Raw genomic sequence first — 19208 nt, 5'->3', positions numbered from 1 at the left:
GGCGGCGGCATGCACAAGGGTGTTGCCCTCCGCGCGAGTGCCCCGTACAATGCGCCTCCCCGCCCGAATAGCTCAGCCGGTTAGAGCACTTGACTGTTAATCAGGGGGTCGTTGGTTCGAGTCCAACTTCGGGCGCCAGATTCTGCAGAAGCCGCGAGCAATCGCGGCTTTTGTCGTTTTCGTGCCGGCATTTCCGGCGGTCCTGCATCAGCAGGGCGCGCGGTCGCGCAGTCGCTCCGAGCGGGCGCGCCCGGCATTGTTGACAACCACCTTGCTGTGTCTTTGTCCTCGGGTGCAGATGGTGACCGTCAGGTTGACGCCCATGCTGCTGCCATCCGGACGAAACCGCAGCCGAGGGCGCCCGGCAGAGGCCGGAGCCCGCAGGGTCAGGCCGGTCTGCCCCGGGTAGTACTGGAGGATGTCTGCCTCGGCCGGTTGTGGCTGGCGACGGGGATCGCGATACGTCAGCCACCCCGTGCTCCATTCCGACGCGCAGCGCCGGCCATCGTCACTGGGGCAGATGGTGACGATCTCGCGCCGTGTCACCGCGGCCATGCGAGCGCCGGCGAATGCCGAGTTCAGTTGCAGCCGCAGGGCATCGGCGCGCAGGCTGGAGACGGTCTCGACCAGGTTGGGTGCCGCCACGGCGACCACCAGCGCGAGGATCGCCAGGGTGGCCATCAGCTCCATCAGGGTGAGGCCAGCGCTTCGGTCACGCGGGCTGGGCCGGAGGCGCATGGGGCAGGTCATCCGTCAGCGGGGAGCCCTGAGCTTGCCCGCCGGTGCCGACGCTGAATATCAGCCTGACCAGGCCCCAGGCATCGGTGGATTCCTCAACAGGCCGTCACCAACCCGGCCGTTATACTGAAGGCTTCCCGGCAGTGGCGGCACCATGAGCGATCGTTTCCAACTTGTATCCCCGTATTCGCCGGCGGGCGACCAACCGGCGGCCATCGAGAAACTGACCGCCAACTTCGAGGCGGGCATCGCCAAGCAGACCCTGCTCGGCGTCACCGGTTCCGGCAAGACCTACACGATCGCCAACGTGATCCAGCAGGTGCAGAAGCCGACCCTGGTGATGGCGCCGAACAAGACGCTGGCGGCGCAGCTGTACGGCGAGTTCAAATCGTTCTTCCCGCACAACGCGGTGGAGTACTTCGTCAGCTATTACGATTACTACCAGCCCGAGGCCTATGTGCCGTCGTCGGATACCTTCATCGAGAAGGACAGTTCGATCAACGAGCACATCGAGCAGATGCGGTTGGCGGCGACCAAGACGCTGCTGTCGCGCCCGGATGCGATCGTGGTGGCGACCGTCTCGGCGATCTACGGCCTCGGCGCGCCCGAGGACTATCTGTCGATGCGCCTGATCCTCTCCACCGGCGAGCGGATCGACCAGCGCGACCTGATCAAGCACCTGACCCAGCTGCAGTACACGCGCAACGAGTTCGAGCTGCATCGCGGCACGTTCCGCGTGCGTGGCGAAGTGGTGGACGTGTTCCCGGCCGAATCGGACAGCGAAGCGGTGCGCATCGAGCTGTTCGAAGGCGAGGTCGAGCAGATCAGCATGTTCGATCCGCTCACCGGTGAAAGCCTGCGCAAGATGATGCGCTACACGATCTACCCCAAGACCCACTACGCCACCACGCGCGAGCGCGTGCTGTCGGCCGTGGATACGATCAAGGCGGAACTGAAGGTGCGCCTGGAGCAGCTGTACGAGCAGAACAAGCTGGTGGAAGCGCAGCGCCTGGCGCAGCGCACCCAGTTCGATCTGGAAATGATGGCCGAGGTGGGTTACTGCAACGGCATCGAGAACTACTCCCGGCATCTCACCGGCAAGAACGCCGGCGATCCGCCGCCGACGCTGTTCGACTACCTGCCGCCGGATGCATTGCTGGTGATCGACGAATCGCATGTCACCATTCCGCAGATCGGCGCGATGTTCAAAGGCGACCGGTCGCGCAAGGAAACGCTGGTCGAGTTTGGCTTCCGCCTGCCGTCGGCGCTGGACAACCGCCCGCTGCGTTTTGAAGAGTGGGAAGAGCGCTGCCCTCGCAGCATCTATGTTTCGGCCACGCCGGGTCCGTATGAGCTGCGCGAGACCGAAGGCGAGATCACCGAACTGGTGGTGCGCCCGACCGGCCTGATCGATCCGGTGGTCGAGATCCGCCCGGTCGGCACCCAGGTCGATGACCTGATGAGCGAGGTCAACGAGCGCATCAAGCTCGGCGATCGTGTGTTGGTCACCACGTTGACCAAGCGCATGGCCGAGAACCTCACCGAATACCTGGCCGAACACGGCATCCGCGTGCGTTACCTGCACTCGGATATCGATACCGTCGAGCGCGTGGAGATCATCCGCGATCTGCGCCTGGGCAAGTTCGACGTGCTGGTCGGCATCAACCTGCTGCGCGAAGGCCTGGACATGCCCGAGGTCTCGCTGGTGGCGATCCTGGATGCGGACAAGGAGGGCTTCCTGCGCTCCACCGGCTCGCTGATCCAGACCATCGGCCGCGCCGCACGCAACCTGCGCGGCAAGGCGATCCTGTACGCGGACAAGATGACCCGTTCGATGCAGGCTGCGATCGACGAGACCGACCGCCGTCGTTCCAAGCAGGTCGAGTACAACGAGCTGCATGGCATCGTGCCCAAGTCGGTCCTGCGTCCGATCACCGATGTGCTCGAAGGTGCGCGTTCGGAAGCGGCCGAGAAGGAGGCGCGCGGCAAAGGGAAGGGCAAGGGCAAGGGCGGTCGCGTGGCCGAAGAGGCGACCGATTACCGCACCATGGACCCGGCCCAGATCGCCAAGCGCCTGCAGGCGCTGGAGCAGCAGATGTACCAGCACGCACGTGATCTGGAGTTCGAAGATGCGGCCCGGGTACGCGACCAGATCCGCCAGTTGAAGGAGGCCAGTCTGGGCTGAACAACACATCGTGAAATATCTTCACAAAAGTGTTGCGCTTTCCGGGGGGCATCCGTAATATACGCGGCCTGCACCGACGCATTCGCAGCGGGGCAGGGAAGCAAAACGGGCGGTTAGCTCAGCGGTAGAGCACTACCTTGACATGGTAGGGGTCACAGGTTCGAACCCTGTACCGCCCACCACTTCAGTACCTGGGAAACCACGGGAACAGGTGGAATAAGACGAAGCCGGCCAATGGGCCGGCTTTTTCGTTTTCTGGCGCCCAGTCAGAAGAAGCTCACGTTGCTGCGTGGAAGCGCAGGTGTTCTTGGCGCGCTGGCGTGTCGCTCTGCCTGGCAGCCACGAGTCTCCCTCAACACCAGGCGGATCCGGTTGCCTCGGCACTGCACGTTGCCCTGATAGGCCAGCGCGCGGGCACCGAGCGCCTGCCTGGCGAGCTCCACAGTACCGGGTGCCAGCGTCCGGTGGGGATCCAGAAGCCCGGCGATCACCACGATGCCCTGCTGTCCTCCACGTTGAATCGTGCGTGCGCGAAGACGTAGAGATCCTTTTTCTGCCGTCAGCAGGACCGCGACGACGTCTGCCATGCTCCGGAACGCTGCCAACTGCAGATCAAGGCTCAGATCACACGGGTCGCCCATCAAATGCGCGGGCAGGACGCGATCCGTCTGTGCCCAGGCATCGGCGATCGCGCCGGCCCGGAGAGCTACGTACAGGCCCGCGGATTCTATTTCGACGGGGTAAACCAAGTTCGCCTGCACTCGTAACGCACCCGATTGTGCGGCATGCAAGCGCTGGAGCTCCAAGGCCAAGCCGTCCTGGCCCTTTGCCGTGAGCGTATTTGCGATTTTCTGCAGGGACCGGTCGATGTCATCGCCGACATTCCGCAGGTACCAAGCGCGCTCGCGCCTGTCCTGTTCGCCGGCGACAAGCGTGGTCCTGGTCATGGCGATGGCGCGGCGCCCCAGCCACTCGTTCTGTCGGAAACGATGATAGTAGTGCGAGGTGGTCGCGCCGAGCAGGAGCAGTACAGTTCCAGTTGCTGCAAGAATCTGCTGTGCGGTGAATGCGGCGGGGTCATGGGAGCCTGGCAGGCCAGTACTATCCATGCGGAGCAGGACCATCAAGTTGACGCCGATCACTACCAGAGAAACTACAGCTGCCAGTGTCCAGCCACGCATTGATTCGGCAGCCATGCGCCTGCGTCGCCACATGACGACCAAGGGCGCGATCAACAGAATGCCTAGATAGTCCCCCACGGCATATCGCGCAGCGCCTTCCCAGGAGACGGCCACGTGCTGCGTGGGCATGAGTAGATACGCAAGGCCCTGATTCAGGGCGGTGACCACGATTGCCGCGAGCAGTGCGACCGATAGCAGCCACGTGTCATTGCTCGACGCCATCCAGCGTCGATGCGTGTGCACGATCCCTGCGACGGCGGGCATGAGGCTGGCCGAAGCGACCACGGCCCAGGCAAGGCCATACTGCGGGATCAGCGGGTACCGCGCTAGGGCGAAGAAGGCGTACTCGCCCGCAATCAGGTAGACCCAGTAGCGCGGTGGGCAAAGCAGCAGGGCGGCAACGCGCAGGCCCGCAGGAAGATAGAGCTGGTCGACCGAAACATTGCGAGCTGCCCAGAAGGCAACGGCATAGCTCAGCGCCAGCAGCACGCCACCAGGATGAAGGCGTACGTGCAGATGGATGTCGCGGCTCAACCAGTCGAACGCCACGGTCGCCTCCTGTCGGGGGGCTGGATACCAGTCACCAGCACTGCTCGGACACTATCGGCGAATACAGGCTGCTGCAATGGCAGGTCACGCCTCCCGCACATGGCCAGGCCAAGGCTCTTCCCTGTCCCGTGAGTCTCCAAGTTTCCGACAGACGGGCAGGTCCGGCGCCGATGGGCACACGCTGTGGGAACAAGCACAGTATGGTTTTCAGTGGGGCGTTGCGCATGTCGCGGGTGCTCGACAGTGCCGATCACGCCACCGATGACGCCTTCCCGATCTTCGGCAAAGCGTGTGTCGTTTCGCTGTTGGCAGGCATCTGCGCGATCATCTTCTCGCCCCGGCTGCTGCCGATGGAATGGGGCGTTGCTGCGGCGGCGGTCGGTCTTCTGATCTGGATCCTGCCCTCCCGCCTGCGCCTCCTCGGCGCGGCCCTCTTCGGTCTCGGCTGGGCGGCCTTCCACGGCCACGCCGGGCTCGCCCAGCAGCTGACACCCGGCAGCGCCGCCGTCGACCACGTGCTGCACGGGCGGGTGGTCAGCCTCCCCGACCACGGCCCCGGGGGAACCCGCTTCCGCTTCCGGGTTGACGAAGATCCGGCGATGCCCGCTGGACTCCGCGGTCGCGACCTGGCGCTGGGCTGGTACGACGGATTCCGTGGCGCCGCCGATGATCGCCGGCGCACGCTGCGGGCCGGCGAGCGCTGGTCGCTCAGCGTGCGGGTCCGGCCGCCGCGTGGCCTGGTGAACCCGGGCGGGTTCGACGCCGAGGGCTATGCATTGCGGCAGCGGGTGGCGGGCAGTGGGCACGTGCGCGAGCCCGCCCGGGCACATCCACTGGGCGAGCCGGCGGGCTTGCCGGCGTGGCGCGAGCGGATGGCCGACGCGATCGCCCGCGCGGTCCAGGACGACGGCCGCCGCTTCGTCCAGGCGCTGGCACTGGGCGATACCCGTGGCCTTGGCCAGGCCGATTGGGACGACCTGCGTGCGCTGGGGGTGACCCACCTGGTAGCGATTTCGGGTTTCCATGTCGGCGTCGTGGCTGGCGTGGCCGCACTGCTGGCAGGCGGGCTGTGGCGGTGCCTGCCGATGATGGGCCTTTACCTGCCGCGCCCGATGGGCGCCGCAGCCGCGGCGGTCGCAGGTGCGGCGCTGTACGCAGCAGCGGCCGGTTTCGCGCTGCCGACGGTGCGCACCGTGCTGATGATCGCGGTGGTGGCAACGGCGCGTTGCAGCCGGCGACGGGCGCCGGTCGCCCAGTCGCTGTCGCTGGCGGCGCTGGCGATGCTGTTGTTCGATCCGCTTGCGGTTCTGGCCCCTGGCTTCTGGCTGAGCTTTGCCGGCGTGCTGTGGCTGATCTGGTGCCTGCCGGGGCGCGAGCAGGGCTGGCTGCGGGGATTCTTGAGTGCCCAGGGCGTGGCCACCGTGGCGTTGCTGCCGCTGACCGTGGCGCTGTTCGGGCAGGCTTCGCGCGCCGGTCCGCTGGTGAACCTGGTGGCGATTCCGTGGTGGACCATGGTGGTGGTGCCGCTGGCACTGCTCGGTACCGCGCTTGAGGCGCTGATCGAGGGGGCGGGGCGCTGGCCCTGGCAGCTGGCGGCATGGTGCTTCGACGCGAGCTGGTGGCTGTTCGGGTATGCCGCGCGCAGCGAGCTGTCGCTGTGGTGGCTGCCACAGGCCAACCGCTGGGCATTGCTGGCGGCGGTGTCCGGCGTGTTCTGGCTGTTGTTGCCGCGCGGCAGTGGCGGCCGGGTGGCGGCGCTGCTGTTGTGCCTGCCGCTGCTATGGCCGGCGCGTCACGGGCCTGGCGAGGGCGAGGTGGAGCTGCTGGTGATGGATGTGGGGCAAGGCCTGGCGGTGGTCGTGCGCACGCGCCGCCACACGCTGCTGTACGACACCGGCCCCGGGACCGACGATGGCTTCGATGCCGGTGAGCGGATCGTGGTGCCCACGCTGCGTGCGCTGGGCCAGGGGCGGCTGGACCGGATCATGATCAGCCACGACCACCGCGACCACACCGGTGGCCTGCGCGGGGTGCGCCGCAGCTTCCCCGATGCGGTCGTGCAGGCACCGCAGGGCGCCCTGCGTGGCCGCGCATCGGCTTGCCATGCCGGACAATCCTGGGCGTGGGACGGGGTCACGTTCCGGGTGCTGCATCCTCTTCCCGGCGATGCCGGGTCGGTCAACGACAGCAGTTGCGTGCTGCGGCTGGAAACCGCCCGGGGGGCGATTTTGCTGGCCGGCGACATCGAAAAAGGCAGCGAAGCGCGGCTGCTCCAGCAGGCAGGTGCGCTGCTGGCGGCCGAAGCCGTGGTGGTGCCGCACCATGGCAGTGCCAGCTCGTCCACCCCGGCCTGGGTGGATGCCGTCGCGCCGCGCCTGGCGATCGTCTCGGCTGGCCATCGCAATCGCTTCGGCCACCCGCGCGCCGAGGTGGTGTCGCGCTGGCAGGCGGTGGGGGCGGAGGTGCTCAACACGGCCGAGAGCGGCGCGGTCCGTATCTGGCTCGGGCGTGAAGGCCTGCAGGTGCGTGAACAACGGGTTTTCGAGCGGCGTTGGTGGGATGCCGCGGAGCGGAGCCGGTCGGCTGCTATCCTATCGGCGATCAAACAGGCGGCCGCTGGGCCGGAGGATTGAAACGTGTGGGAACTGGTCAAGGCCGGTGGCTGGCCGATGCTGCCGCTGCTGCTGTTGGGCGTACTGGCTTTGGCAATTGTCCTGGAGCGTTTCTGGACCCTGCGCCGCAATGAAGTCCTGCCCCCGGGGCTGGGGCAGGAAGTGCGCAACTGGGCCGCGCGCGGCAAGCTCGACCCGAGCCACATCCAGTCGCTGCGCGGCAACTCGCCGCTGGGCGCGCTGCTTGCCACCGCGCTGGAAGCGCGCAATCGCCCGCGCGACCAGATCCGCGAGCGCATTGAAGACGCCGGCCGGCACCTGGTTCACCGCATGGAGCGGTTCCTGAATGCCCTGGGCACGATTGCCTCCGCCGGCCCGCTGCTGGGCCTGCTCGGCACGGTGGTCGGCATGATCCAGATGTTCATGGGCATCCTCGACCACGGCGTGGGCGATGTGAACCAGCTGGCCGGCGGTATCGGCAAGGCACTGGTGTGCACCGCCACCGGCATGATCGTGGCGATCCCCGCGCTGATGTTCCATCGCTACTTCAAGGGCCGCATCGCCGGCTACGTGATCGAGATGGAGCAGGAAGCTTCGGCCCTGCTGGACGCGCTGGATGGCCGCCCGGGCGTGATGAACACTGCCCCGCGTGCCGCTGGTGCCCCCGCCGGCGCCACACCCGTCACGGTCAAGGGCTGACGGATGCGTATCCGCAATGACCGGATCCAGGACGAACCGCATATCGATCTGGTCCCGCTGATCGATGTGATCCTCGTCCTGATCATCTTCTTCGTGGTCACCACCACCTTCGACGCGCGCTCGACGCTGCAGTTGCAGTTGCCGACCGCCAGCCAGCAGGACACCACCGAGCCGCCGCGCTCGCTGAGCGTGCTGGTCAATGCCGAGGGGCGTTACTTCATCAACGATCAGGAAGTGCTGCGCACCGACGTCGAGTCGGTCAAGCAGACGATTGCCGCCGTCGCCGGCAGTGATCGGGAACAGACCGTGCTGTTGCGCGCCGACGCGCGTACGCCTTACCAGGCCGTGGTCACGGCCCAGGATGCCCTGGGCCAGCTGGGCTTCCGCCGCATCGCCATCGCTACCGCGCCGGAGGTGCGTCCATGAGCAAGAAACATTCTTCCGTCTGGCCGATCTACAAGCGGCTGCTCGGGTACACCGGGGCGTACTGGGTGTTCATGGTCGCGGCCGTGATCGCGATGGTGGTCGAGGCGCTGGCCGGCTACAGCTTCACCAAGCTGATGGAGCCGCTGGTCAACCGGGGGTTCGTCAACCCGGAGCCGCGCATGGCGGTGATCCTGCCGCTGACCATCCTCGGGTTGTTCATGATGCGCAGCCTGGCCACGCTGGTCAGCGACTACGCGCTGGCCCGCACCGGGCGCAGCGTGGTGCGCGACCTGCGTGAGCAGGTGCTGGAGAAGTACCTGCACCTGCCGTCCTCGCACTTCGATGCCGAGGCCACGCCGGTGATGGTCAGCCGTCTGAACTTCGATACCGAACAGGTCACCCAGGCCAGTGCCGATGCGCTCAAGACCCTGGTGGCCGATACCCTCACCATCATCGCCATGCTGGTGGTGATGCTGCAGATGAGCGTCAAGGTCACCATGGCGATGCTGGTGGTGGTGCCGTTGATCGGCGTGATCGTCTCGATCGTCGGCAAGCGTTACCGCCGGATCAGCCGGGGCATCCAGGACGGCATGGGCGGCATGGCGCAGACCGCCGAACAGTCGTTGGCCGCGCAGCAGGAAGTGAAGGTGCATGGCACCCAGGCGCACGAGATTTCGCGCTATTCCCGGCTGGCCAACCGCATGCTCGGCCTGAACATGAAGGTCGAAACCACGCGCGCACTGGCCTCCAGCACGGTGCAGTTCCTGGCGGCATTGGCGCTGGCGGTGATCGTGTGGGTGTCCACCCGCGAGGCGCTGGCCGGCAAGCTCAATGCAGGCCAGTTCATGGGCCTGATGACCTCGATGATGGCGATCATTCCCTCGCTGCGTCGCCTGACCAGCGTGCAGACCTCGATCTCGCGTGGTGTCGCTGCGGCCGAGCGCCTGTTCGGGATTCTGGACATGCCGGTCGAGCGCGACGAAGGCCTCCAGCGCATCGGCCGCGCGCGCGGCGAGCTCGCGTTCGAGCACGTGATGCTGCGCTATCGCGAGGACACCGGCATCGCGCTGGACGACATCAGTTTCGTGGCCAGGCCGGGCACGGTGACGGCGATCGTCGGCCGCTCCGGCAGCGGCAAGACCAGCCTCATCCGCCTGGTGCCGCGCTTCTACGAGCCCAGCGGCGGCCGCATCACGCTCGATGGCGTGGCCCTGGACGACTACCCGCTGGCCGACCTGCGTCGCCAGGTGGCGATGGTCGGGCAGAAGGTCATGCTGTTCGATGACACCGTGGGCGCCAACATCGCCTACGGCATGGATGCCACCGAAGACCAGATCCGCGCGGCGGCCGAAGCGGCCAATGCGTGGGAGTTCATCGCGCGCATGCCGCAGCAGCTGCAGACGCCGGTTGGTGAGAATGGCGCGTTGCTCTCCGGTGGCCAGCGCCAGCGCTTGGCGATCGCCCGCGCGATCCTGCGCGACGCGCCGATCCTGATCCTGGATGAAGCCACCGCTGCGCTCGACAACGAATCCGAACGCCTGGTGCAGGACGCCCTGCAGCGCCTGATGCCCGAGCGGACCACGCTGGTGATCGCGCACCGCCTGTCCACCATCGAACATGCTGATCAGGTGCTGGTGATGGACCACGGCCGAATCGTTGAACGTGGCACGCACAACGAACTGCTGGCGCTGGGTGGCCTGTACGAGCACCTGCACAGGATGCAGTTCCGCGAAAGGCAGCCTTGATGGCAGGCAAGGGCACGCAGACGCCGTCGTATTGGTATGACGGCAGCACCATTCCGTTCCTGGCGCGCCTGGCGTCACCGCTGTATGGCGCGGCGATCGCGCTGCGGCGGATGGCCTATCGCCGCCGTTGGCTGAAGCGGCATTCGCTGCCGGTGCCGGTGGTGGTGGTCGGCAACGTCACCGCCGGCGGCACCGGCAAGACCCCGCTGACGATTGCCCTGGTCAACCGCCTGCGCGACGCGGGCTGGAAGCCGGGGGTCGCCAGCCGTGGCTATGGCCGCGAGGAGGCGGGCACGCCGCGCTGGGTGCTGGCCAGTACCGATACCTCGGTCGGCGGCGACGAGCCGGTGCTGATCGCCTGGAAAACCGGCGTGCCGGTGCGGGTCGATGCGGACCGCGTCGCGGCGGGCAAGGCGCTGGTCGAGGCGGGCTGCGACATCATCGTCTGCGATGACGGCCTGCAGCATTACCGGCTGGCGCGCGACATCGAAATCGAAGTGGTCGATGCCCAGCGCCGCTACGGCAACGGCCGCCTGATTCCCGCCGGTCCGCTGCGCGAGCCGGCCAGCCGTGCGCGCGACTGCGATTTCCGCGTGGTCAACATGGGCCAGGCCAGTGACGGTACCGAAGCGCAGACCGCCTGCGGCTTCGGCGAATGGCCGATGCAGCTTCGCATCGACAGTGCGCAGCCGCTGCAGGGCGGCCGTGCGCGGCGCCTCTCGCATTTCCAGGGGCAGCGGGTGCATGCCGTGGCCGGCATCGCCAACCCGCAGCGCTTCTTCGACATGCTGCGCGCGCACCGCATCGGCGTGGTGCCGCATGCCTTCGCCGATCACCATGCCTACCAGCCCGCGGACCTCCGCTTCGGCAGCGAGTTGCCGGTGCTGATGACCGAGAAGGATGCGGTCAAGTGCAAGGCCTTCGCGACCGAGTGGCACTTCGCGGTGCCGCTGTCGGCGGAGTTGCCGGCCGCGTTCTGGATCAGCCTGCTGGATCGCGTCGAGAAGCTCGGCAAGCGTTGACGCCTCCGGTGCCGCTTGCGGCACACTGAGGCCCTGATTGCCTTCCTTTCGTACAGGTCATCCCCCATGAGCGCTTCCGTCGAGTTCGTCGTCGCCATTCCCGCCCGTTACGCCGCCTCGCGGCTGCCGGGCAAGCCACTGCGCCTGCTGGGCGGCGAACCGCTGGTGCTGCGCGTGGCGCAACGCGCGCTGCTCGCCGGCGCTCGCGAAGTGTGGGTGGCCACGGATGACCAGCGCATCGCCGATGCGTTGCAGGGCCTGGCCGAGGTGCGTGTGGCGATGACCTCCAGCGATCATGCTTCCGGCACCGATCGCCTGGCCGAGTGCGCCGCACAGGCGGGCTGGTCGGACGACACCCTGGTGGTGAACCTGCAGGGCGATGAGCCGTTCGCCCCGGCCGAGGGCATCCGTGCCGTGGCCGAAGCGCTGGTCTACAGCGGTGCGGAGATGTCCACGCTGGCCACCCCGGTGGAAGACGCCGAAACGCTGTTCGACCCGAACGTGGTCAAGGTGGTGCGCAAGCAGAATCTGGACGCGCTGTACTTCAGTCGCGCGCCGATTCCGTGGCACCGCGACGCCTTCGCGCGCTCGCGCGACACGCTCGCCGGCCCACACTGGCTGCGCCACATCGGCATCTACGGCTACCGCGCCGGCTTCCTGCGCCGGTTCGCCGCGCTGCCGCCGGGCACGCTGGAGCAGTTGGAGTCGCTGGAGCAGCTGCGCGTGCTGGAAGCAGGGCACCGCATCAGCGTGGCCCTGACCCCGGCCGAGTTCCCGCCCGGCATCGACACCCCGGACGATCTGGCGCGCGCCGAGGCCTGGTGGGCCGCCCACCCGTGACCGTGGCACGACGGCTGCATGACGCGTCCTCCGGCATAATCGGGGCATGAACGTCCAGCCCGTCCAGGATCTGCCCGAATTCGCCACCTGGCTCAACGCCACGCCCACCACGCTGGGCGAGCTGCAGGGGCGGCCCGTGGTGCTGGCCTTCGTCAACGCAGCCTCGGTGTGGTGCGCGCAGCGGCTGGCCGAGCTGGCCCAGTGGCAATCGCGCAACCCCGGCAAGGTGCAGCTGCTGGTGCTGCAGGTGCCGCGTTTCGATGGTGAGCGCGATCCTGCCCAGTCCCTGAAACTGCTGCGCCGCCAAGGGCTTAACGCCCCGGCCCTGCTGGATGCGGACTGGGATGGCTGGCGCCGGTTCGGCGTGACCGCATGGCCGACCCTGGTGCTGCTCGATGCGCAGGGACGCGAGCGTGAGCGGCTGATCGGTCTCGGCGGGGAGCTGGAGCGTTCGCTCACGGCGCTGTGCGAGGGCAGTTCGCGCCCATCCGATGAAGACCTGCACGGCGCACGCGAGCTGAGCCCCGAGCCCCGCCTGGCGCTGCGCTTCCCGACCGGGTTGGCGGTGACCACCGAGCGCCTGTACATCGCCGACACCGGTCACCACCGCGTGCTCGAGTGCAGCCATGGTGGCCGCGTGCTGCGCCAGTTCGGCATGGGCACCGCCGATTTCATGGATGGCGACCAGGCCCAGGCGGCCTTCCATCATCCCCAGGGCCTCGCGCTGGAGCGCGAATGGCTTTACGTGGCCGATACCGGCAATCACGCGCTGCGCCGGATCCATCTGCTCTCCGGGCAGGTCGACACGCTGTGCGGCACCGGCCGCCCTGGCGAGCCGGTCGAAGGGCCGATCGCCGAGCCGCGCCGTACCGCACTGAACCACCCGCAGGGGCTGGCGGTCGCTGACAACCAGGTCCACATCGCCATGGCCGGCGACAACCGGATCTGGAGCTACCACCTCGGCCAGCGCAGCCTGCAGTGGCGCGCCGGCAGTGGCGCCATCGACGAACGCGACGGCAGTGGTCATATGGCCGCCTTCGCGCAGCCGTGCTCGGTCGCCGCGGTCCAGCAGGTGCTGTACGTCTGCGACGCGCTGGGCTCGTCGATCCGCGCCATGCAACTGCGTGGCGATCTGGTCCAGACACTGGTCGGGCAGGGGCTGTGGAGCTTCGGCGACCAGGACGGGCCGCGCGCCTCGGCACTGCTGCAGTACCCGCAGGCGATCGCGCTGAGTCCGGATGCGCCGCTGTTGTGGATCGCCGATGCCGGCAACGGCCGCCTGCGCACCCTGCGCCTGGGCGGTGGTGAACTGAGCACGCTGGAGCTGCCGCGGCGCCTGCATGGTCCGGCCGGCCTGGCGCTGGGCGGTGGTGCGGTCTGGATCGCCGAGACCGATGCCCATGCCGTGCTGCGGTTCGACCCCGTCAGTGGTGTCCTGAGCGACGTGCCGATCAACGAATGACTGTTTCTTCCGCCCCCGCCTTCGATGGCAAGGCATTTGCGGCCCACCTGAGCACCGCACCCGGCGTGTACCGCATGTACGCCGCTGACGACACGCTGCTGTACGTCGGCAAGGCGCGCGCGCTGCGCAACCGCGTGGGCAGCTATTTCAACGGCACGCCCAAGACCACCCGGATCATGTCGATGCTGTCGCAGGTCGCGCGCATGGACGTGACCGTGACCCGCTCGGAGGCCGAGGCGCTGCTGCTGGAAAACCAGCTGATCAAGTCGCTCTCGCCGCGCTACAACGTCTCCCTGCGCGACGACAAGACTTACCCGCACGTGCTGCTGACCCGCGAGCAATGGCCGCGGATCGCGTTGCACCGCGGCCCGCGTGCGGTGCCGGGGCGTTACTTCGGTCCGTACCCGGGCGTCACCGCCGTGCGCGAGACGCTCAACCTGATGCACAAGCTGTTCAAGCTGCGCAGCTGCGAAGACAGCGTGTTCCGCAACCGCTCGCGGCCCTGCCTGCAGTACCAGATCGGTCGCTGCAGCGCGCCCTGCGTGGATCTGGTGGCACCGGAGGATTACGCCGAATCGGTGCGCCGCGCCTCGATGTTCCTGGAGGGCAAGAGTGACCAGCTCGCCCGTGAGCTTGGCACCCAGATGCAGACCGCCAGCGAAGCGCTGGAGTTCGAGCAGGCCGCGCGCCTGCGCGATCTGATCGCCTCGCTGCGCAGCATGCAGACCCGCCAGTATGTGGATGGCCGCGCGGCGGACTTGGACGTGCTCGCCTGCGCCACCCAGGGCGCCAGTGCCTGCGTGCTGCTGCTGGCCTTCCGTGACGGCCGCAACATGGGCACGCGCCCGTTCTTCCCGCGCACCAATGGCGAAGAAAGCGCCGATGAAGTGCTGGGTGCATTCGTCTCGCAGTACTACGCCGAGCACGCCCCGCCGCGCGAGATCCTGCTCGACCGCGAAATTCCCGACGCGAGCCTGATCGAGTCGGCGCTCAGTGCCTCGGCCGAGCACAAGGTGCAGTTGCGATGGAACGTGCGCGGCGAGCGCGCCGGCTATGTCGAGCTCGCTGCACGCAACGCGCAGATCACCCTGGTCACCGAGCTGGGCAGCCGCAGCGCGCAGCACGCCCGCAGCGAGGACCTGCGGCAGATGCTGGGCCTTGCCGAACAGGTCAAGCGCGTGGAGTGCTTCGATATCAGCCACACCATGGGCGAAGCCACCGTGGCCTCGTGCGTGGTGTTTGATGCGGCCGGTCCGGTGCGCAGCCAGTACCGCCGCTTCAACATCAGTGGCATCGAGCCCGGCGATGACTACGCGGCCATGCACCAGGCGATCGAACGGCGCTTCCGCCGCGCGGTCGAGGAAGACGGCGTGCTGCCGGACCTGCTGCTGATCGATGGCGGTGCCGGCCAGTTGGCCCAGGCGCAATCGGCGCTGGCCGACCTGGGCGTGGAAGGGGTGATGCTGGTCGGTGTGGCCAAGGGCGTGGAGCGCAGGGCAGGGCATGAAGCCCTGGTGCTGCCGGATGGTCGCGAGCTGCGCCCGGGCGCTGCCTCGCCCGCCCTGCAGTTCATCCAGCAGGTGCGTGACGAGGCCCACCGCTTCGCCATCACCGGCCACCGCGGGCGCCGCCAGAAGGCCCGGATGACCAGCAAGCTCGAAGATATTCCCGGCATCGGACCGCGCCGGCGGGCCAGCCTGCTCAAGCATTTCGGCGGCCTGGTCGGCCTGAAAGCCGCTGGCGAAGCGGAAATCGCGAAAGTGGACGGCATCAATGACGCCCTCGCTGCGCGTATCTACGCTAACCTTCATGGACTGCCTACGCCCGATGCGGCGGGCGAGTAGAGAGACGCAATGAAGTTGACCCTCCCCACCTGGCTGACCCTGCTGCGGATCGTGATGATCCCCGTCCTGGTGCTGGTGTTCTATCTCCCCTACAAGTGGACCAATTTCGCTTCCGCGGCGATCTTCGGCCTGGCCGCGCTCACCGACTGGCTCGACGGCTGGATCGCCCGCCGTTACGACCTGCAGTCCGCGTTCGGCGCCTTCCTCGATCCGGTCGCGGACAAGCTGATGGTGGCCGTGGCACTGTTCCTGATCGTGCAGGGCCATCCCACTGCGTGGATGGCGGTGTGGGCGGCGGTGATCGTCGGCCGCGAGATCGCCGTATCGGCACTGCGCGAATGGATGGCCGAAATCGGCCAACGTGCGAAGGTGCGCGTGGCGGTGATCGGCAAGGTGAAAACCACCGCGCAGATGATCGCGCTGCTGTGCCTGCTGTACTCGGTGGCGCCGCACACCCCGATGCAGGACATCTGGATGGGTACCCAGGTCTTCCATATCGGTGACTGGACCCTGGCCATCGCCTCGATTCTCACGCTGTGGTCGGGCCTGCAGTACCTGCACGCGGCGTGGCCGAGCCTGCGCGAGGACGAGCGCCTTGCGCGTGAGAACGCCAAAGCGAAAAAGAATGCATGAGGGCTGTTGACAGCCCCTCGTTTGGCTGTAGAATTTCGCCTCCCAAGCGGGAATAGCTCAGTTGGTAGAGCGCAACCTTGCCAAGGTTGAGGTCGCGAGTTCGAGTCTCGTTTCCCGCTCCAGATATCGATCTGCAGACTTCCGTGAAGTCTGTAGGTCTTTGAAAATAGACGCTTCGGCGTCTTTTTTCGTTTCAGTGCAGTGTCCCTGAATCCACCAGCAGCCACGAAATTTAAGTACATTTTTAAGTACAGCGTTTCCGGGTAGTTGGCGTAGCGGATTGATGGCTAAGCTGGGCCTTGGGCATCGATATACATCTCCTCGACCTTGCGAGACCGGGAGATGTGCACATGCCATTGACCGATACTGCTGTCCGCCAGGCAAAGCCCACTGGCAAGAACTACACCCTCAAAGACACCGCTGGCCTTGCACTGTTCGTCGGTGCCAACGGCGCCAAGCAGTGGCACTTTCGTTTCTATTGGTTGGGCAAGCAGGCCCGGATCTCGATGGGCGTCTGCCCGGCCGTCAGGCTCAAGGAAGCAAGGGAGGCGCGGGACCAAGCGCGTGCATTGGTGGCCCAGGGTGTCGATCCCCGCGTCAGGAGCCGCCAAGTGTAGAGAATTTTGTTAGCTCTCAGTTTGCTCGTTGAGAGGTGGACTTTATTCGTTGTTATTGAGTGCTGTAGAGGCCAGGAATGCGAAAAGATTAGAGTATTCTGTTCTGTGCCATTCCTCCAGCTCGTGGTCCCAAAAAAATACTCCAGAGGAGCATTTTTTCTCTGACACCTGAAATCCATAGTGGTCGCCGGACCCGTTTTCAGAAAATATTATGTAATTCTTCCGTATGCCTTGGTTGTTGAAGTTTGTCTTTTCTAGTGGGAAGTTGCTGTCGGGGTTAGGGGAGTAGACGGCGCTGAAAGCAAAGTATCCGCTACCGAATTTTGTTACGAACTGCCTATATTCATCCGGTAGCTGCGCATCAATGTTGGCTTCTAACTGATAAATTTCCTCCTTACTACTAGGTGCATCTCCCTCCAGTTGAAACCAGATAGGATTTGAACGCTTTTTTTCGGCGATAAGTTTTGAGAATTCTTCAAAATTCATTTCTATCTCTCAGTTGACGTGGGTCCACCCTGGAAGTGTTTGGTCTGCGCCTTGCTCTGTCGCACGGTACCACCAGTGCAGTTTTTGTCTTGATCCCTCATTTGAGGTGTGACGCCTTGATTGTCTTTGTTCTGAGCAAGTGCTTTGTTTCCTCTGTGCTCAGCGGGCAGGATTTCATGAATCGCTGGGCCGGGCATTTGATCTGCGTGGTGTAGATCAGGACGACCTAATCCCTTGGGTGGATGACCCAAGAGGGACTGTTTCATGTCGTTTGCTGACCATTCGCCTTGAATCCTTGCAGGTGGATCGCTGGGGCCATAGCCCGTGGGATTGGGGCAGGAGGCTCGCTCGTGGATGCTGCACTATGGGTTACACTATTTTTGCAGTCGGGGTCATTGCAGGGAGTTACTTGAAGCCCCAACGGATCCACCCACCCCGTCGGGTTCGGCACATACCGATAGCTGTTCAATGCCCCCGCCAGCTTGATCTGATCCGCCGTCAGGTACCGTCCAGTGTTTGGATTGTAGTAGCGATGCCGGTTGTAATGCAGCCTCGTTTCCGCATCTAAGTAATGGCCCTGAAACCGCAGCGGGTTGTCGATCTCTTCGATCTCGAGCCTGGCCACGATACCGTATGCCTTGTACCGCGCCGACCAGCAGATCCCGCCTTGTGCCGAGGTCAGCTCCTACGGGGTCCCCAGGTGGCCAAGCTGGTAGCAGTAGGGGCGGACATTCTCCGGCCCATCGCCATCCACCATCACCAACGGACGAAAGGACCCCGGCTCGGGCACATAACTGCGGCTACGCCCAGGCGACCACTGGCTGATCAACCGCTCACCCTCCAGAAGAACTCGGTCACAGCTCCGGCAACATCTTTCTCTATCCGCCTGTCAAATGCGTCGTACCGATACTTGGCCACCTGCCCATTGGGCAGCAGTACTTCACTCAACCGGTGCTGGCAGTCATAGCGATACTGGGCAACCAGCTACTGCCCGGCCCCACGCCGTTTGCGCACTAGGTTGCCGAACACGTCATAGTCAAAATGCGCATCGCCCTGCGTCAGCAGGCGGTTGCCCTGAACGTTGACCTGCTTAAGATCAAGCTGCGCCGACTGGGCGAGCATGTCGCCAGCGGGGTCAGCGACCATAGCACCGAGCACGCCCCGGACCTCGAAGACTACGATTACCCCGGCTACTTCACCGACCGCGAGCGCGACAGGCTGCTGGCCACTCGCGCCTTACAGCGCCACCGCGCCGACTACCACGTGGCCGAGGGCCGTAGTGACGTGACTTGGTTGGTCAGCGGGCAGTTCCTGCCCCTGGCCGGACACAGCCGAGTCGCGTAGAACGACCTGTGGCTGCCGACCGCTATCCACCACGAGGGCAAGCAACCCCAGGTGCTGGAAGAGGTCCTGTCCGGTGCCACGAGCAACAGCAAGGACCCCTTCGCCATCGAAGGCTGGCTGCAAGTGGAGAGGGGGGGGGGGGGCTCGTTCACCGCCCACCTCGATGGCAGCGGCAACGTCAAGGTTCGATAAGGAGTTTCGACATGGGCAAACCTGCCGCACGGGTCAGCGACCCCACCGCCTGCCCGATCCCCGGGCATGGCACCAATCCCATCGCGGCCGGCTCGCCGGACGTGATCATCGAAGGCCTGGCCGCCGCCCGCAAGGGTGACGCCAGCGCCTGTGGCGGCGCCATCGTTGGTGGCGTGTCGGCCACCGTCACGATCAACGGCATGAACGCCGCCACCGTCGGTTCGGTGGGCAGCCACGGCAACAGCGTCACCGCCGGTTCCGGCACGGTGATCATTGGCGATGCGCACAGTCCGGCCGCGGTCGTGGCGCCGGTTCCGGTGGACATCCAGTGGGCGTTGGGTCGGATCAGTTCCTGGGTTATTGGAACGAAAGTAATGTTCGGGACGGTACAAACCGTATCACACGGCCATTTACCCGTTTTTTTGATGCGGTGACGCGAAGCGCTGAAAGTCTTGAAGATGACGGTGTTACGTATTATCGGGTGACCAATGACAGTTTCAATCGGTATCGAGAGAGCTTCAACAAAGGCGGTGACTTCCTGATTTTTTCCACGGTCTACAAAGTGAATGTGGATATCAGCATTCCTATTGGTAAGTCCGATATCCTGGAGTTCATTGACAGGTAGATGAAATG

18 protein-coding genes and 3 tRNA genes are annotated in these 19208 nt (G+C 65.7%); 17 read left to right on the top strand and 4 right to left on the bottom strand.

Features of this window, described 5'->3' with window-relative positions; translation table 11 throughout:
- Nucleotides 1-61 precede the first annotated feature (61 nt).
- Nucleotides 62-138 (top strand) — tRNA-Asn (locus tag ORK51_RS07755).
- 69 nt (nt 139-207) lie between these two features.
- On the opposite strand, the gene ORK51_RS07750 is transcribed toward ORK51_RS07755, so the two are convergent.
- Nucleotides 208-738: a GspH/FimT family pseudopilin gene (locus tag ORK51_RS07750; RefSeq protein WP_266084670.1), complete on the bottom strand. Its 531-nt coding sequence runs from the start codon at nt 736-738 to the stop codon at nt 208-210.
- A gap of 154 nt (nt 739-892) precedes the next feature.
- On the opposite strand from ORK51_RS07750, the gene uvrB reads away from it, so the two are divergent.
- Nucleotides 893-2923 (top strand): excinuclease ABC subunit UvrB, encoded by a 2031-nt coding sequence (gene uvrB, locus ORK51_RS07745; protein WP_266084669.1) that lies wholly within the window; start codon nt 893-895, stop codon nt 2921-2923.
- A gap of 107 nt (nt 2924-3030) precedes the next feature.
- Nucleotides 3031-3105, top strand: a tRNA-Val gene (locus ORK51_RS07740).
- Nucleotides 3106-3189: 84 nt separating this feature from the next.
- Here ORK51_RS07740 and ORK51_RS07735 read toward each other — a convergent pair.
- Nucleotides 3190-4653, bottom strand: a complete 1464-nt coding sequence (locus tag ORK51_RS07735) for an MASE1 domain-containing protein (protein WP_266084668.1) — start codon at nt 4651-4653, stop codon at nt 3190-3192.
- A gap of 224 nt (nt 4654-4877) precedes the next feature.
- On the opposite strand from ORK51_RS07735, the gene ORK51_RS07730 reads away from it, so the two are divergent.
- The 11 genes from ORK51_RS07730 (at nt 4878) to ORK51_RS07680 (ending at nt 16553) form a co-directional block, all read left to right on the top strand.
- Nucleotides 4878-7286 carry a DNA internalization-related competence protein ComEC/Rec2 gene (locus ORK51_RS07730; RefSeq protein ID WP_266084667.1) on the top strand — a complete coding sequence of 803 codons (2409 nt, stop codon included), beginning with the start codon at nt 4878-4880 and terminating at the stop codon, nt 7284-7286.
- 3 nt (nt 7287-7289) lie between these two features.
- On the top strand, nt 7290-7964 hold the full coding sequence (locus tag ORK51_RS07725; RefSeq protein WP_070427010.1) for a MotA/TolQ/ExbB proton channel family protein: 675 nt from the start codon (nt 7290-7292) through the stop codon (nt 7962-7964).
- Nucleotides 7965-7967: 3 nt separating this feature from the next.
- Nucleotides 7968-8390 (top strand): ExbD/TolR family protein, encoded by a 423-nt coding sequence (locus ORK51_RS07720; RefSeq protein ID WP_019183376.1) that lies wholly within the window; start codon nt 7968-7970, stop codon nt 8388-8390.
- Nucleotides 8387-10135, top strand: a complete 1749-nt coding sequence (gene msbA, locus ORK51_RS07715; protein WP_070470672.1) for a lipid A export permease/ATP-binding protein MsbA — start codon at nt 8387-8389, stop codon at nt 10133-10135. The genes ORK51_RS07720 and msbA overlap by 4 nt, the downstream gene beginning before the upstream one ends.
- Complete coding sequence (gene lpxK, locus ORK51_RS07710) at nt 10135-11157, top strand: tetraacyldisaccharide 4'-kinase (RefSeq protein WP_019183374.1); 1023 nt, start codon at nt 10135-10137, stop codon at nt 11155-11157. The genes msbA and lpxK overlap by 1 nt, the downstream gene beginning before the upstream one ends.
- A 66-nt stretch (nt 11158-11223) precedes the next feature.
- Nucleotides 11224-11997: a 3-deoxy-manno-octulosonate cytidylyltransferase gene (gene kdsB / locus ORK51_RS07705; RefSeq protein ID WP_266084666.1), complete on the top strand. Its 774-nt coding sequence runs from the start codon at nt 11224-11226 to the stop codon at nt 11995-11997.
- A 46-nt stretch (nt 11998-12043) separates the two neighbouring features.
- Entirely contained in the window at nt 12044-13459 is a 1416-nt protein-coding gene (locus tag ORK51_RS07700; protein WP_266084665.1) for a hypothetical protein, read from the top strand.
- The gene (uvrC, locus tag ORK51_RS07695) at nt 13456-15303 is read left to right on the top strand and encodes an excinuclease ABC subunit UvrC (RefSeq protein ID WP_266084664.1); all 1848 of its coding nucleotides are present in this window, start codon (nt 13456-13458) and stop codon (nt 15301-15303) included. Before ORK51_RS07700 ends, uvrC begins: the two co-directional genes overlap by 4 nt.
- 9 nt (nt 15304-15312) lie before the next feature.
- Nucleotides 15313-15936: a CDP-diacylglycerol--glycerol-3-phosphate 3-phosphatidyltransferase gene (gene pgsA, locus ORK51_RS07690; RefSeq protein WP_019183370.1), complete on the top strand. Its 624-nt coding sequence runs from the start codon at nt 15313-15315 to the stop codon at nt 15934-15936.
- A 46-nt stretch (nt 15937-15982) separates the two neighbouring features.
- Nucleotides 15983-16058 (top strand) — tRNA-Gly (locus ORK51_RS07685).
- A gap of 228 nt (nt 16059-16286) precedes the next feature.
- Nucleotides 16287-16553 (top strand): Arm DNA-binding domain-containing protein, encoded by a 267-nt coding sequence (locus ORK51_RS07680; RefSeq protein ID WP_266084663.1) that lies wholly within the window; start codon nt 16287-16289, stop codon nt 16551-16553.
- 42 nt (nt 16554-16595) lie between these two features.
- On the opposite strand, the gene ORK51_RS07675 is transcribed toward ORK51_RS07680, so the two are convergent.
- Complete coding sequence (locus ORK51_RS07675; RefSeq protein ID WP_266084662.1) at nt 16596-17039, bottom strand: SMI1/KNR4 family protein; 444 nt, start codon at nt 17037-17039, stop codon at nt 16596-16598.
- Between the two features lie 262 nt (nt 17040-17301).
- Nucleotides 17302-17700, bottom strand: a complete 399-nt coding sequence (locus ORK51_RS17920; RefSeq protein WP_429000633.1) for an RHS repeat-associated core domain-containing protein — start codon at nt 17698-17700, stop codon at nt 17302-17304.
- 380 nt (nt 17701-18080) lie between these two features.
- Between ORK51_RS17920 and ORK51_RS07670 the strand changes: the two genes are divergently transcribed.
- The 3 genes from ORK51_RS07670 to ORK51_RS17915 are packed head-to-tail and all read left to right on the top strand — an operon-like array spanning nt 18081 to nt 19200.
- Entirely contained in the window at nt 18081-18383 is a 303-nt protein-coding gene (locus ORK51_RS07670; protein WP_266084661.1) for a contractile injection system protein, VgrG/Pvc8 family, read from the top strand.
- An 8-nt stretch (nt 18384-18391) separates the two neighbouring features.
- Entirely contained in the window at nt 18392-19009 is a 618-nt protein-coding gene (locus tag ORK51_RS07665; RefSeq protein ID WP_323053986.1) for a PAAR domain-containing protein, read from the top strand.
- On the top strand, nt 18904-19200 hold the full coding sequence (locus ORK51_RS17915) for a DUF6402 family protein (protein ID WP_429000629.1): 297 nt from the start codon (nt 18904-18906) through the stop codon (nt 19198-19200). The genes ORK51_RS07665 and ORK51_RS17915 overlap by 106 nt, the downstream gene beginning before the upstream one ends.
- The last annotated feature ends 8 nt before the right edge of the window (nt 19201-19208 follow it).

Origin of the sequence: Stenotrophomonas sp. RIT-551, from assembly GCF_026241915.1 — a bacterium.
In the GTDB taxonomy this organism is placed as follows: Bacteria; Pseudomonadota; Gammaproteobacteria; order Xanthomonadales; family Xanthomonadaceae; genus Stenotrophomonas; species Stenotrophomonas bentonitica_A.
The sequence above is the reverse complement of the archived record's forward strand: the minus strand, read 5'-3'. Positions and strand labels throughout refer to the sequence as shown.